Genomic DNA, 13,087 nt, shown 5'->3' with positions numbered 1-13,087 from the left:
TATTTTTATTCCCATTCACTTATCCGCGAGATCACATGGCAAGCACACCGCCGGGCCAGCGCCGCATGCAAATCCTGCAGGCGCTGGCGGAGATGCTGGAACAGCCCAAGGGCGATAAAATCACCACCGCCGCGCTGGCGCGCAAGCTGGAGTTTTCCGAGGCCGCGCTGTACCGCCATTTCGCCAGCAAGGCGCAGATGTTCGAGGGGCTGATCGAGTTCATCGAGACCAGCGTGTTCGGCTTGATCAACCAGATCGCGGAGCGGCACGACGACGGTCTGGCGCAGGCGCGCGACATCGTCGGCATGCTGCTCAACTTCGCCAGCCAGAATCCGGGCATGACGCGGGTGCTGATCGGCGATGCGCTGCTCAACGAGGACGAGCGCCTGCAGGCGCGCATGAACCAGTTCTATGACCGGGTCGAGCTGGCGCTGAAGCAGGCCTTGCGCCTCGCCGTGACCGAAGGCCAGGCGCACGAGGCGGACGTGCAGGCGCGCGCCTGCATGCTGTCCAGCTTCGTCATCGGACGCTGGCACCGCTACGCCAAGAGCGGCTTCAAGAACCACCCGTCGCAGGACGCGGCGCTGCAAATCGCCCTGCTGTTATCGTAAGTAGAAAATGAACACAGAAGTATTCGCGCTGCTGGACGACGCCAGCCCGGAAGGCGCCCAGCCAGGCACCACGCGTTCGCGCCTGTACACCGGCCACACCGGCACGCTGCGCTGCGACGATATCGGCGCCTGGCCGCAGCTGCTGCAACAGATGCAGGCGGCGCTGGCGCGCGGCGAGCACGCGGTCACGGTGTTGAGCTATGAGCTGGGCAACGCGCTGCTGGGGATCGCGGCGCCCGATGCTGCATCCGCGACGGCACCGACCGCGCCGCCGCTGGCGCAGGTGCTGCTGTTCTCGCACTGCGCGCAGCTGTCCGCGATCCAGGTCGGCGACTGGCTGGCGGCGCGCTCGTTCCCGATCGACCGCCCGGCCGGCGTGGCCGGCATCCGCGCCAACGTCACGCAGGACGTCTTCAGCGCCGCGCTGGCGCGCATCCACGACTACATCGAACGCGGACACACCTACCAGGTCAACTACACCTACCGCCTGCGCTTCGACGCCTTCGGCGGCATCCACGCGCTGTATGCGCGCCTGCGCGGCCGCCAGCCGGTGCCCTACGGCGCCCTGATCGCGCTGGACGACGGCACCGCCATCCTGTCGCTGTCGCCGGAACTGTTCGTGCGCCACGAGCACGGCGTGCTGACCGCGCGCCCGATGAAGGGCACCGCGCAAGCCGCCCCGGCCAACCAGACCGCCGAGAACATCCTGCGCGCCACCAACCTGGCCGCCGATCCCAAGAACCGCGCCGAGAACCTGATGATCGTCGACCTGCTGCGCAACGACGTCGCGCGCATCGCCGACACCGGCAGCGTCGAGGTGCCGGCGCTGTTCGAAGTGCACCGCTACAGCAGCGTGCTGCAAATGACCTCGACCATCACCGCCAGGCTGCGCGCCGACGCCACGCTGGGCGAGGTCTTCGACGCGCTCTACCCCTGCGGCTCGATCACCGGCGCCCCCAAGCGGCGCACCATGGAAATCATCCGCGAACTGGAGCCGGATCCGCGCGGCATCTACACCGGCGCCATCGGCTGGTTCGATCCGACGAGCGGACAGCGCATCGGCGACTTCTGCATGTCGGTGCCGATCCGCACCCTGACCCTGCAAGCCCCCGACGCCGGCGGCGTGCGGCGCGGCGAAATGGGCGTCGGCGCCGGCATCGTTCACGACAGCGACGCCAAGGACGAATTCGCCGAATGCCAGCTCAAGGCGCGCTTCCTCACCGGTCTGCAAAACGACTTCGAGATATTCGAGACCATGCGCGCCACGCCGGGCGGCGGCGTGCGCCATCGCGAACGCCACCTGAAGCGGCTGGCCGCATCGGCCGCCTACTTCGGCTTCCCGTGGGACGCGGCGGCGGCCGACGCCTACGTCGATACCGCCTGCGCCATGCTGGCGCCGTCCAGCCCCGTCTACCGGCTGCGGCTGGCCTTGTCGTCGTCGGGCGCGTTCTCGGTGCAGCACGCGCCGCTGGCGCCGCTGGCGGACACGGTGCGGGTACTGCTGGCGGCCGACGCCACCAGCAGCGACGACCTGTTCCTGCGGCACAAGACCAGCATCCGCGCCCGCTACGATGAAGCCTGGCGCGACGCCGAAGCGCAAGGCGGGTTCGACACGCTGTTCTTCAACCAGCGCGGCGAGTTGACCGAGGGCGGCCGCAGCAACGTGTTCGTCCGCATCGGCGGCCGCTGGCTGACGCCGCCGCTGGGCAGCGGCCTGCTGCCGGGCGTGATGCGCGGCGTGCTGCTGGACGATCCCGACTGGAACGCCGAAGAAGCGACGATCACCCGCGCCATGCTCGACGCCGCCGACGACCTCATCGTCTGCAACGCGCTGCGCGGCGTGCTGAAGGCCGTGCTTTAAAGATCGATCATCATCTCGAAGCCGCCGTAGATCATGCGCTTGCCGTCGAACGGCATGTTCTTCGGATCCATGTAGGAGGCGATGCGCGGATCCTTCATCACCTTCTCGTTGATCTCATCGCGCCTGGCGCGCGACTCGTAGACGATCCACGAAAACACCACCGCCTCGTTTTCCTTCAGGTCGACGCTGAGCGGGAACGACGTCACCTTGCCGGGCGGGACATCGTCGCCCACCGTTTCGCGAAATTGCAGTGCGCCGAATTCCTTCCAGACCTTGCCGCACTCCAGCGACATCTTCTTGTACGCCTCCAGGTTTTCCTTGGGTACAGGAATCACAAAACCATCTACGTATGCCATGACCGTCTCCTTGTGGGTGAGTGGAGCGCCTAGGTTAGCACTTCACGCCTCGCGCACAAAACGGCGCCGGTACGCGCCCGGCGTGGTCGCGGCCAGGCGGCGGAAGTGGTGGCGCAGCGATTCCTCGGAAGCAAAGCCGGCGCGCTCGGCGATGCGCGCCAGCGGCAGGTCCGGCACTTCGAGCAGGTCCTTGACGATGGCCACGCGTTCGCGGATCAGCCACTCGATCGGCCCCTGGCCGGTGGCCTGCTGGAACTGGCGCTGCAAGGTGCGCGGACTCATCGCGGCGCGCGCGGCCATGCTGGCCACCGTGTGCGGCTGCGCCGGATGGCTGCGCAGCCAGTCCATCAATTTCGACAAGCGTCCCTGCTCGCCCTGCGCCATCGGCCGCGGCAGGAATTGCGCCTGCCCGCCTTCGCGATGCGGCGCCACCACCAGCCGCTGCGCCACCAGGTTGCCGACGCGCGCGCCGTGATCGCGCCGCACCACATGCAGCAGCATGTCCAGCCCGGCGGCCGAGCCGGCGGCGGTGATGATCCGGCCGTTGTCGACGTACAGATGATCCGGCTGCACCTCGATCGACGGATAACGCCGCGCCAGTTTTTCGGCATAGCGCCAGTGGGTGGTGGCGCGCTGGCCGTCGAGCAAGCCGGCGGCGGCCAGCACGAACACCCCGGAGCAGATAGAGCACAGGCGCGCGCCGCGAAGGTGGGCGGCGCGCATCCACTCCAGCAACTGCGGCGGCGGCGCCTCGTCGGCATCGCGCCAGCCGGGAATGATGATGGTGTCGGCCAGCGCCAGCAATTCGGGCGCGTACGGTGCCTGCACCGTGATGCCGCCGGCGGCGCAGATCGGCCCCGGCTCGATGGCGCAGACGGCGAAGTCGTACCAATCCACGCCCAGTTCCGGGCGCTCCAGCGCGAACAGCTCGACCGCGCAGCCGAACTCGAACGTGCACAGCCGGTCGTAGGCCAGCACGACCACAAGATGTCTTTTCATGGCGTTATCTTAACGCACTATGGCAGATGCGCCACTGCCGACGATGGCGGCGCGGCGGCACAATGAGTGCATCATCCACCCACGCAGGAGATCATGATGTCCCTCGTCAGCGCCGTACCCGCCGCCGCCAGCACGCTCGCCCTGGCCCACTTCGAAGCCAGCTTCGCCTATGAAACCGACTGCTGGGACGTGCACGATGCGCTGACCGGCGGCCAACAGGATTTTGTTTTACTGGATGTGCGCGGCACGGAGAAATACGCGGCCGGCCACGTGCCGGGCGCTTTGGACTTGGCGCAGCGCAAGATCATCGCCTCGAAGCTGGCCGAGTTCCCGGCCGACACGCTGTTCGTGGTGTATTGCGCCGGACCGCACTGCAACGGCGCGGCCCGCGCCGCCGTGCGGCTGGCGCAGCTGGGCCGGCCGGTCAAGCTGATGACCGGCGGCATCACCGGCTGGCTGGACGAAGGTTTCGCCCTGGCCAGCGGCTGATTACATCGCCAGCGCTTTTTCCACCGCGCCGACCAGGGTCTTGTCGGTCGGGGTGACCTTGCTGCCGAAGTTATCCACCACCTTGCCGTCGCGGCCGATCAGGTATTTGTGGAAGTTCCAGGCCGGCGCCTTGCCGGTGACCTTGATCAGGTTGGCGAACAGCGGATTCGGCTCCTTGCCGGACACCACCGACTTGGCGAACATCGGGAACTTGACGCCGTAGGTGTTGTAGCAGAAATCGGCGATCTCCTTGCTGCTGCCCGGCTCCTGCTGGCCAAAATCGTTCGACGGGAAGCCGAGCACCACCAGGCCCTTGCTGCCGTATTTGGCATACAAGCCTTCCAGCCCTTCATATTGGTTGGTAAAACCGCAATAACTGGCGGTGTTCACCACCAGGATCACCTTGCCGGAATACTGGCACAGGTCCTGCGGCGCCTCGTCCTGCAGGCGCTTGAAGGTTTGCTTGAGGATGGCCGGGCAGCTGCCCACCGCCGCCGGCGCGGCCGCCGGGGCTGCGGCGGGCGCTTGTGCGAACGCGGACGCGCCCGCCAGCATGGTCAGCGAGGAAACGAGGCACAACTGGGCGAAGGATTTGGACATGATGATGGGCGCCGAAATGAATAAAAAAATCATTCTATGCCAATCCCGCCAAACTTGCCGATTAAGCCAAAAAAATCGTTCCATGCGCACGATTGACGGTAATTAAACAAGCCCGCCGCCCGAGCGCTATCGTCGTGGATGCCGAAGGAGGTCGCCATGCGTTGGATATTGCTTGTGCTGGTATTGCTATGCGGCGCCGCGCCGGCGCAGGTGGTGTCGCTGCCGGCGATGAAGGCCGGCCAGGTCAGCGTCTCCGGCCTGTCGTCCGGCGCCTTCATGGCGGTGCAGTTCGAGGTCGCGTTCTCGCGCACGGTGACCGGCGCCGGGGTCATCGCCGGCGGGCCATATTTCTGTTCGCAGGGCAGCGTGTACATCGCCACCACCAGTTGCAGTTGCACTATCGAGCTGTTCAGCTGCCGCGTGCGGCCCGGCGGCACCCGCGTGCCGGACCTGATCGCCATCACCGACTGGTTCGCCGCCGCGCAAACCATCGATCCCACCAGCGCCATGGCCGGTCACCGCGTCTGGATGCTGTCCGGCAGCGCCGATTCGGTGGTGCCGCAGCCGGTGATGAACGACCTCAACACCTACTACCGTCACTACATCGACGCCAACCGCATCTTCTACAAGCGCAACCTGAACGCCGAGCACGCGATGCCGACCGATAACTACGGCAACAGCTGCCTGACCTTGGGTTCGCCCTACATCAACGACTGCGACTACGACGCGGCCGGGGAACTGCTGAACTGGATCTACGGCCCGCTGGCGGCGCGCGCCAATCCGGCCGGCCGCTTCATCGCCTTCGACCAATCGGAATTCATCTCGCTGCCCGGCTGGCACGGCATGGCGGACACCGGCTACCTGTACGTGCCGCCGGCCTGCGACGACGGCGTCAACGGCCAGGGCTGCCGGCTGCACGTTGCCTTTCACGGCTGCCTGCAGGATCTGGACGACATCGGCACCACCTTCGTACGGCGCGCCGGCTACAACGCCTGGGCCGACAACAACCGCTTGCTGGTGCTGTATCCGCAGGCGTCGGCGCTGTACCCGTTCACCAACCCGAACGCGTGCTGGGACTGGTTCGCCTACGACGACACCCGCTACGCGCAAAAAAGCGGCCGCCAGATGGCGGCCGTCAAACGCATGGTGGACCGGCTGACCGGCGTGACGGCGATCGCCGGCGAGCCGCCGCTCAGATGCCGCCGAGACAGATGTACTTGATGACCAGGAACTCGTCCAGCCCATAGTGCGAACCCTCGCGCCCCAGGCCGGATTGCTTGACGCCGCCGAACGGCGCGACCTCGTTGGAGATCAGCCCGGTGTTGACGCCGACCATGCCGCTTTCCAGCCCTTCGGCGACGCGCCAGATGCGGCCGATGTCGCGCGAATAGAAATAACTGGCCAGGCCAAACTCGGTGTTGTTGGCCAGCGCCACCGCCTCCTCGTCGGTGCTGAAGCGGAACAGCGGCGCCAGCGGACCGAAGGTCTCCTCGGTGGCGACGATCATGTCGTTGCCGACATCGGCGATCACGGTCGGCTCGAAGAAGCCGTGGCCCAGCGCGTGTCGCTTGCCGCCGGTGAGCAGGCGGCCGCCCTTGGCCAGCGCGTCGGCCACGTGCTGCTCGACCTTTTGCACCGCCTTCTCGTCGATCAGCGGGCCTTGCGTCACGCCCGGCTCGACCCCGTTGCCGACCTTGAGCTTGGCGACGGCGGCCACCAGCTTGTCGGCGAACTGGTCGTAGACGCCATCCTGCACATAGATGCGGTTGGCGCAGACGCAGGTCTGGCCGGCGTTGCGGTACTTGGACGCCAGCGCGCCTTCGACCGCCGCGTCCAGGTCGGCGTCGTCGAACACGATGAACGGCGCGTTGCCGCCCAGTTCCAGCGACAGTTTCTTGATCGTCGCGGCGCTTTGCTGCATCAGCAGCTTGCCGACAGCGGTGGAACCGGTGAAGGTCAGCTTGCGCACGATTGGGTTCGAGGTCATCTCGCCGCCGATGTCCTTCGGCGTGCCGGTGACCACGCTGAATACGCCGGCCGGCACGCCGGCGCGCTCGGCGAGGACCGCCAGCGCCAGCGCGCAGTACGGCGTCGACTCGGCCGGCTTGAGCACCATGGTGCAGCCGGCGGCCAGCGCCGGGCCGGCCTTGCGGGTGATCATCGCGATCGGGAAATTCCACGGCGTGATCGCGGCGCAGACGCCGATCGGCTCCTTGGTCACCAGCAGGCGACGATCCGGCCACGGCGACGCCAGCGTCTCGCCGGCGACCCGCTTGGCCTCCTCACCGAACCATTCGATGAACGACGCGCCGTACGCGACTTCGCCGCGCGACTCTGACAGCGGCTTGCCCTGCTCGGCCGTCATCAGCTGCGCCAGGTCTTCGGTGTTTTCCAGGATCAGGTCATTCCACTTGCGCAGGATGGCAGCGCGCTCCCTGGCGGTCTTCTTGCGCCAGGCCGGCCAGGCGGCGTTGGCGGCGTCGATGGCACGCCTGGTCTCGGCCGCGCCCATCAGCGGAATAGTGCCGAGCTGCTCGCCGGTGGCGGGATTGGTCACCGCCAGCGTGGCGCCGTTGTCGGCGTCCAGCCACTCGCCGTTGATGTAGGCCTGCTGGCGCAGAAGCGAAGTGTCTTTCAGTTGCGGCATGCGAGTGCTCCTTGAATGGCTATTCGACCTTGAACGACGACAGGTCGGGATGCGGCGGCGGATAGCTCAGCTCCATCCCTTCCAGCGTCTCCAGCAACAGGCTGGCGATCACCAGGTTGCGGTGGGTCTTGGAGTTGGCCGGTACGATGTACCACGGCGCGTGCGGCACATCGGTGGCGCGGATCGCCTTTTCGTACGCCCGCAGATAGTCGTCCCACTTCTTGCGCTGCTCGACGTCGGCCGGGTTGAACTTCCACTGCTTGTCCGGGTCGTCCAGCCGCTCCTGCAGGCGCTCGCGCTGCTCCTCCTTGGAGATGTGCAGGAACACCTTGACGATCACGGTGCCGGTTTCGGCCAGCATACGCTCAAAGTCGCAAATCTGCTGGTAGCGCCGTTTGCACTCCTTGTCGTCGATCCAGCCCTGGACGCTGGTGATCAGCACGTCCTCGTAATGGCTGCGGTTGAAGATCGCGATCTCGCCGCTGACCGGCACCTGCTGGTGCACGCGCCACAGGTAATCGTGCGCCAGTTCGTTGTCGGTCGGCGCCTTGAAGGCTGCGGCGCGGATGCCCATCGGGCTGATGCCGCTGAACATGGCGCGCACCGTGCCATCCTTGCCGGAGGTGTCCATGCCTTGCAGGATCAGCAGCACCTTCTGCTTGTGCTGCGCGTACAGCTTGTCCTGCAAGGCGCCGATGCGCGAAATCAGCGCGGCGGTGCGCGCGATGTCGAGCGCCTTGCCTTTGGACTTGCTCAGCTTGGGGTTGGCGGCACGGCTGGAGAAGGCGCTGTCGCCAGCGTCTTCATCTCGCAGTTTCTGTTTGGCGGAGGCGCGAAAGCGCTGGCGGGCGTCATGTGTCATGGCTGAAGAATATCACTTAGCGGCGAGCCCTGCGGCACGGTAGCCCCACCACGCGGCCTCCTCGAACACCGAGAAGCCGGACAAGTCCGCGTGCGCGAACAGAATCGGGCCGTCGACTTCGCGCAAGGCTTTCATGCCGGCGTTGCCGCGGAAATTCGGCCACGGCACCGCCATCGCATGGCCGCGCAACGTGATGTCGACCCGCTCGACGCAAGCGGCGAACTGCGCGCCGTAAGCCGTCTTCAGATCGGCGCTGGCCAGCGCCAGCAACTCCTCCGGCTTGGCCGACGCCATCCAGTGGCGCGCGCTGCTGGCCTTGCGGTCCGACAGCGCGACGTAGGCGCTGAACACGGTCTGCTCCGGCGGCCGCACGCGGATGTCCTGGTGCGTCGACACCACGAAGCCCAGCCCCGGCTCGCTGTAGACCACGTTGTCCCACGATAGGGGTTGGCTTGGAAGCTCGTCGGGAAAGCGCTTGAGCAGGAAGTTGGCCACCATCCACGGCGCGTACTCGGGGATGTGCTTCGCCGGATCGAAACCGTAATCTCCGATGTTATCCACAACCCGCGCCGCGACGTACACCGGCATCGCGCAGATCGCCTTGCGGGCGCGGACCAGATACGTGACCGGCTTGCCGCCCTCCAGCTTGAAGCACAGCGCCTCGACGCCGCCCGCCGTTTTTTTCAGCGACACCACCGTCCCCGCCATGCGCTTGACGCCGGCTGATCGCTCCATGCCGCTGGCCAGCGGTTGCAGGCCGCCGGGCCAGGTCAGCCAGGCGCCGTTGCCGGCGTTGGCGGCCTGGCCCCAGCGGCTGCAATAGTAATGCAGCCCGGCCCACGCCGACACCTTGTCATAGCGCGTGCCGTAATCGTCGCGGCAGCAGTAGTTCAGGTACCAGTGCAGGGTCGGTGCGGTGTAGCCCTCCCGCTCCATCCACTGCTTGAGCGAGATGCGGTCCAGCGCCTGCCATTGCGGGTCTTCCGACGACATCACGGTCGGGAACACGAACACGCGGCGGCCGTCGGCGCCGTGCGTGCCGCGCAGCCGTTCCACCTCGGCGAAGAAGCGCTTGTGCTGGTCCAGCTCCCATTGCGGCACGCCGTCGGTGGGGATAAAGCCGTCCTGCCAGTGGCCGTTGAACAGCAGCCGCTCCTCCGGTCCGTGCAGGATGAAGCGCTCGTCGTAATACGGCTTCTCCGCCATCGCATCCTTCTGGATGATGCCCAGGTCGGCCAGGATCTCGCGCACGTGCGTCGATTCCGGCGACGGCAGCGGCAGATAATGCGCGCCGGTCGGATATTCGTATTCGCCGAAGGCGCCGCCGGCGGCGTTACCGTGCGGTTGCGGGCCGTCGATCATCAGCACATCGGTCTTGCCCAGCTTTTTCAGCTTCCACGCGGCGGTCAGCCCGGCGATGCCGGAACCGAGGATGGCGATGTCGGTATGGATCACCCGCGACGGCGGCGGCAGCGCGCGGCGGTCGCGGAGAAAATGGCCCTCGTCGCGGCCCGGATAATGCAGCGCCGGCGTGATCTCCTGCCAGCGCTGGAAAGCGGCCACGCTGCCGGCGGCGGCCAGGCCGCTGGCGCCGGCCCAGACCAAAAATGAACGGCGCAGCATCAGCGGATCACCCTGCGCCAATCCTGCTCGAACTCGTGCACCAGCGATTGCGTGTTCAAGCGGTTCGGCGCCATCGGCAGCGCCTTCATATCGGGCGGAAAAGTGAACATCTCGCGCGTGGTGTCGGCGTTCAGGTAGCGCATCGGCAAACGGTATGTCGTCGGCGGCGTGTAGTCCGCCTGCGGCGAGGCCAGGATGAAGCCCCATTCGCCGAACGACGGCACGTAGGCGTGATACGGCCAGGTCTTCATGCCGACCTCGCGCAGCGTGGCATCGATGGTCCAGTAGGCGTGCGGCGCGAAGAACGGCGACGTCGATTGCACCGTCATCAGCCCGTTGGCCGCCAGGTGCTTGCGCACCATGCCGTAGAACGGCACCGAGTACAGCTTGCCGAGCGCGAAGCTGGACGGATCGGGGAAATCGACGATCACCGCGTCGAACATCTCCTGCGTGTGCTGCAGCCAGATCGCCGCGTCGGCGTTGATGACGCGCACCCGCTTGTCGCTGAGCGAACCGTGATTCAGCTTGACCAGTTCCGCGCGCTGCGCGAAGGCGCCGGTCATCGCCGGATCCAGGTCGACCAGCGTGACCTGCTGGATGTTAGGATAGCGCAGGATCTCGCGCAAGGCCAGGCCGTCGCCGCCGCCCAGCACCAGCACCCGCCGCGCCCACGGCAGCGCCTCCAGCACCGGATGCACCAGCGCCTCGTGATAACGGTACTCGTCGCGCGACGAGAATTGCAGGTTGCCGTTGATGTACAGCCGCAGGTCGTCCTGCCAGCGCGTGATCACCAGCCGCTGGTACGGCGTGGTGGTGGCGTACACGATCTCGTCGCCGAACAGGCCATGCTCGCCCCAGTAGGTCAGCTTGTCGGCGAAGGCGAAGCCGAACACCAGCGCGCACAACACCGCGCAGGCGCGCAACATGCGGCCACCGACATTTTTCAGCTCTGTGCGGAACACCGAAATTGTCCACAGGGCGACGCCGATATTCAGCATCCCGAACAGGAAGCCGGTGCGGACCAGGCCCAGATACGGCGCCAGCACCAACGGGAACAGCAGCGACACCGCCAGCGCGCCCAGGTAATCGAAGGTCAGCACCCGGCTCACCAGTTCATTGAACTCGGTATGGCGCGCGTTCAAGGCGCGCATCACCAACGGCACCTCCATGCCGACGAACACGCCGATCAAAAACACCATCGTGTACAGCAGCGTGCGGAACGGCGCCGCCATCCACGAGAAGGTCAGGAACAGCACCGCCGCCGAGACGCCGCCGACCAGGCCGACCGCCAGTTCGATATCGACGAAGCGCGCCAGCACGTCCTCGTCGCGCACGTATTTGGAGAAGTGCGCGCCGACGCCCATCGCAAACAGATAACATCCGATGATGGTCGAGAACTGCAGCACCGAATCGCCCAGCAGGTAGCTCGATAGCGCCCCGGCGATCAACTCGTACGCCAGCCCGCAGGAAGCGACCACAAACACCGACAATATGAGAATCTTTTTGTTCATCGAGGGCTTTTCTGCATTATTATCAACGAATCATTGCCAAGTTCGCCACTTTACCTGAAGGTGCGTCGTGCCCGCCATCCTAAACTACCTGATTCATCTTTTATTGGCCGCAGTGCTGCTGGCGGTGTTCTTCGTCGCCTACACGCGGGTGACGCCGTACAACGAGGTGCTGCTGATCCGCCAGGGTAACCAGGCGGCGGCGCTATCGCTGGGCGGGGCGCTGATAGGTTTTTCCATCACCATCGGCTCGGCGCTGATGCATACTGGGGATTATCAGGAGTTCGCGGCCTGGGCCTTCGGCGCGATGGTGGTGCAGATCCTGGCGTACGCGATCACCACCCGCGCCCTGAACATGTCGAAAGACCAGATCGAAGCCAACAACAGCGCCTTCGGCGGCCTGCTGGGCGCGATCTCCATTTCCATCGGCGTCATCAACGGCGCCGGCATTTCATAATTTAGCGAGGACCATCATGGGCATCGGCAGCTTTATCAAGAAGCAGTTTATCGACGTACTGCAATGGAACGAGGAAGTCGACGGCGTACTGGCGTGGCGTTTTCCGATGGCCGACCAGGAGATTCAAAGCGGCGGCGTGCTGGTGGTGCGCGAATCGCAGATGGCGGTGTTCGTCAACGAGGGCCAGATCGCCGACGTGTTCGGCCCCGGCACCCACAAGCTGACCACGCAAACGCTGCCGCTGCTGACCAACCTGAAAAACTGGGACAAGCTGTTCGACTCGCCGTTCAAGTCGGATGTGTATTTTTTCAGCACCCGGGTGCAGACCGGCCGCAAATGGGGCACGCCGCAGCCGATCACGATCCGCGACAAGGACTTCGACATGGTGCGCGTGCGCGCCTTCGGCATGTACTCGTACCGCATCGTCAATCCGCGCGCCTTCTTCACCGAAATCAGCGGCACCCGCGAGGCCTACACCCGCGACGAGGTGGAGGACCAACTGCGCGGCATCCTGATGGCGACCATGGCCAGTTCGCTGGGCGCGTCGCAAGTTCCCTTCCTCGACATGGCGGCCAACCAGGCGCTGATGGCGCAGCAGGTCAAGGGCGACCTGGGCGCGGCGTTCGCGCGTTACGGCATCGGGCTGGATGAATTCAACGTCGCCAGCGTCAGCCTGCCGGAGGAATTGCAGGCCGCGCTGGACGAGCGCATCGGCGCCGGCATGAAGGGCGGCATGAGCGCGGACAAGATGGCCGGCTTCACCAAATACCAGGTGGCCAGCGCGATCCCACTGGCGGCGCAGAACGAAGGCGGCGTGGCCGGCCTCGGCGCCGGCCTGGGCGCTGGCATGACTATCGGCCAGGTGATGGGCCAGACGCTGGGCGCGACGCTGTCGCCGGCGCCGGCGGCTCCGGCTGCGGCCCCCGCTCCGGCGGCGGCCGAAGACTCGATCGAAGCCCGTCTGGAAAAACTGAAAGGGCTGCTCGACAAGGGCCTGATCTCGGCCGCCGACTACGACAGCACCAAGGCCGAGCTGCTGAAAAAACTGATCGGCTAACACCGCATGCAAATCGT

13 protein-coding genes are annotated in these 13,087 nt (G+C 66.0%); 6 read left to right on the top strand and 7 right to left on the bottom strand.

Translation table 11 applies throughout. From position 1 onward, the window contains the following. Positions 1-35 precede the first annotated feature (35 nt). Positions 36-611 carry a nucleoid occlusion factor SlmA gene (slmA, locus tag GW587_RS04105; RefSeq protein ID WP_166098802.1) on the top strand — a complete coding sequence of 192 codons (576 nt, stop codon included), beginning with the start codon at positions 36-38 and terminating at the stop codon, positions 609-611. Between the two features lie 7 nt (positions 612-618). After that, positions 619-2,472 (top strand): chorismate-binding protein, encoded by a 1,854-nt coding sequence (locus GW587_RS04100; protein ID WP_166098800.1) that lies wholly within the window; start codon positions 619-621, stop codon positions 2,470-2,472. Here the strand turns inward: GW587_RS04100 and GW587_RS04095 are convergent. After that, positions 2,469-2,828, bottom strand: a complete 360-nt coding sequence (locus GW587_RS04095; protein WP_166098798.1) for a DUF1428 domain-containing protein — start codon at positions 2,826-2,828, stop codon at positions 2,469-2,471. The two genes, GW587_RS04100 and GW587_RS04095, sit on opposite strands and share 4 nt — an antisense overlap. A 42-nt stretch (positions 2,829-2,870) precedes the next feature. Further along, positions 2,871-3,827, bottom strand: coding sequence for a transcriptional regulator FtrA (ftrA, locus tag GW587_RS04090; protein ID WP_166098795.1), 957 nt, complete (start codon positions 3,825-3,827; stop codon positions 2,871-2,873). Positions 3,828-3,923: 96 nt separating this feature from the next. Between ftrA and GW587_RS04085 the strand changes: the two genes are divergently transcribed. Then, on the top strand, positions 3,924-4,316 hold the full coding sequence (locus GW587_RS04085) for a rhodanese-like domain-containing protein (RefSeq protein ID WP_166099161.1): 393 nt from the start codon (positions 3,924-3,926) through the stop codon (positions 4,314-4,316). On the opposite strand, the gene GW587_RS04080 is transcribed toward GW587_RS04085, so the two are convergent. Next, positions 4,317-4,916 (bottom strand): glutathione peroxidase, encoded by a 600-nt coding sequence (locus GW587_RS04080; protein WP_166098793.1) that lies wholly within the window; start codon positions 4,914-4,916, stop codon positions 4,317-4,319. 156 nt (positions 4,917-5,072) lie between these two features. Here GW587_RS04080 and GW587_RS04075 point away from each other — a divergent pair, with 156 nt between their 5' ends. Next, on the top strand, positions 5,073-6,137 hold the full coding sequence (locus GW587_RS04075) for an extracellular catalytic domain type 2 short-chain-length polyhydroxyalkanoate depolymerase (RefSeq protein WP_229259271.1): 1,065 nt from the start codon (positions 5,073-5,075) through the stop codon (positions 6,135-6,137). Here the strand turns inward: GW587_RS04075 and gabD are convergent. The 4 genes from gabD to GW587_RS04055 are packed head-to-tail and all read right to left on the bottom strand — an operon-like array spanning position 6,109 to position 11,559. Beyond that, positions 6,109-7,563, bottom strand: coding sequence for an NADP-dependent succinate-semialdehyde dehydrogenase (gene gabD / locus GW587_RS04070; RefSeq protein WP_166098790.1), 1,455 nt, complete (start codon positions 7,561-7,563; stop codon positions 6,109-6,111). The two genes, GW587_RS04075 and gabD, sit on opposite strands and share 29 nt — an antisense overlap. Positions 7,564-7,582: 19 nt before the next feature. Next, positions 7,583-8,425: a polyphosphate kinase 2 family protein gene (locus GW587_RS04065; RefSeq protein ID WP_166098788.1), complete on the bottom strand. Its 843-nt coding sequence runs from the start codon at positions 8,423-8,425 to the stop codon at positions 7,583-7,585. Positions 8,426-8,437: 12 nt separating this feature from the next. Further along, positions 8,438-10,048, bottom strand: a complete 1,611-nt coding sequence (locus GW587_RS04060) for an NAD(P)-binding protein (protein ID WP_166098786.1) — start codon at positions 10,046-10,048, stop codon at positions 8,438-8,440. Continuing rightward, positions 10,048-11,559 (bottom strand): polyamine aminopropyltransferase, encoded by a 1,512-nt coding sequence (locus GW587_RS04055; protein WP_166098784.1) that lies wholly within the window; start codon positions 11,557-11,559, stop codon positions 10,048-10,050. The genes GW587_RS04060 and GW587_RS04055 overlap by 1 nt, the downstream gene beginning before the upstream one ends. Before the next feature lie 67 nt (positions 11,560-11,626). On the opposite strand from GW587_RS04055, the gene GW587_RS04050 reads away from it, so the two are divergent. Together GW587_RS04050 and GW587_RS04045 are read left to right on the top strand one after the other, a co-directional pair. Beyond that, a complete protein-coding gene (locus tag GW587_RS04050) occupies positions 11,627-12,013 on the top strand; it encodes a DUF350 domain-containing protein (protein WP_166098781.1) in 387 nt (128 codons plus the stop codon). 16 nt (positions 12,014-12,029) lie between these two features. Next, positions 12,030-13,070: an SPFH domain-containing protein gene (locus GW587_RS04045; protein ID WP_166098778.1), complete on the top strand. Its 1,041-nt coding sequence runs from the start codon at positions 12,030-12,032 to the stop codon at positions 13,068-13,070. The last annotated feature ends 17 nt before the right edge of the window (positions 13,071-13,087 follow it).

Origin of the sequence: Duganella aceris, assembly GCF_011090165.1 — a bacterium.
GTDB classification, from domain to species: domain Bacteria; phylum Pseudomonadota; class Gammaproteobacteria; order Burkholderiales; family Burkholderiaceae_D; genus Rugamonas; species Rugamonas aceris.
The sequence above is the reverse complement of the archived record's forward strand: the minus strand, read 5'-3'. Positions and strand labels throughout refer to the sequence as shown.

Coding starts and splice junctions, on each gene's coding strand:
- GW587_RS04095 (WP_166098798.1), bottom strand. CDS start 2,828: ATGGCATACGTAGATGGTTTTGTGATTCCTGTACCCAAGGAAAACCTG.
- GW587_RS04075 (WP_229259271.1), top strand. CDS start 5,073: ATGCGTTGGATATTGCTTGTGCTGGTATTGCTATGCGGCGCCGCGCCG.
- GW587_RS04085 (WP_166099161.1), top strand. CDS start 3,924: ATGTCCCTCGTCAGCGCCGTACCCGCCGCCGCCAGCACGCTCGCCCTG.
- ftrA (WP_166098795.1), bottom strand. CDS start 3,827: ATGAAAAGACATCTTGTGGTCGTGCTGGCCTACGACCGGCTGTGCACG.
- GW587_RS04055 (WP_166098784.1), bottom strand. CDS start 11,559: ATGAACAAAAAGATTCTCATATTGTCGGTGTTTGTGGTCGCTTCCTGC.
- slmA (WP_166098802.1), top strand. CDS start 36: ATGGCAAGCACACCGCCGGGCCAGCGCCGCATGCAAATCCTGCAGGCG.
- GW587_RS04045 (WP_166098778.1), top strand. CDS start 12,030: ATGGGCATCGGCAGCTTTATCAAGAAGCAGTTTATCGACGTACTGCAA.
- GW587_RS04080 (WP_166098793.1), bottom strand. CDS start 4,916: ATGTCCAAATCCTTCGCCCAGTTGTGCCTCGTTTCCTCGCTGACCATG.
- gabD (WP_166098790.1), bottom strand. CDS start 7,563: ATGCCGCAACTGAAAGACACTTCGCTTCTGCGCCAGCAGGCCTACATC.
- GW587_RS04100 (WP_166098800.1), top strand. CDS start 619: ATGAACACAGAAGTATTCGCGCTGCTGGACGACGCCAGCCCGGAAGGC.
- GW587_RS04065 (WP_166098788.1), bottom strand. CDS start 8,425: ATGACACATGACGCCCGCCAGCGCTTTCGCGCCTCCGCCAAACAGAAA.
- GW587_RS04060 (WP_166098786.1), bottom strand. CDS start 10,048: ATGCTGCGCCGTTCATTTTTGGTCTGGGCCGGCGCCAGCGGCCTGGCC.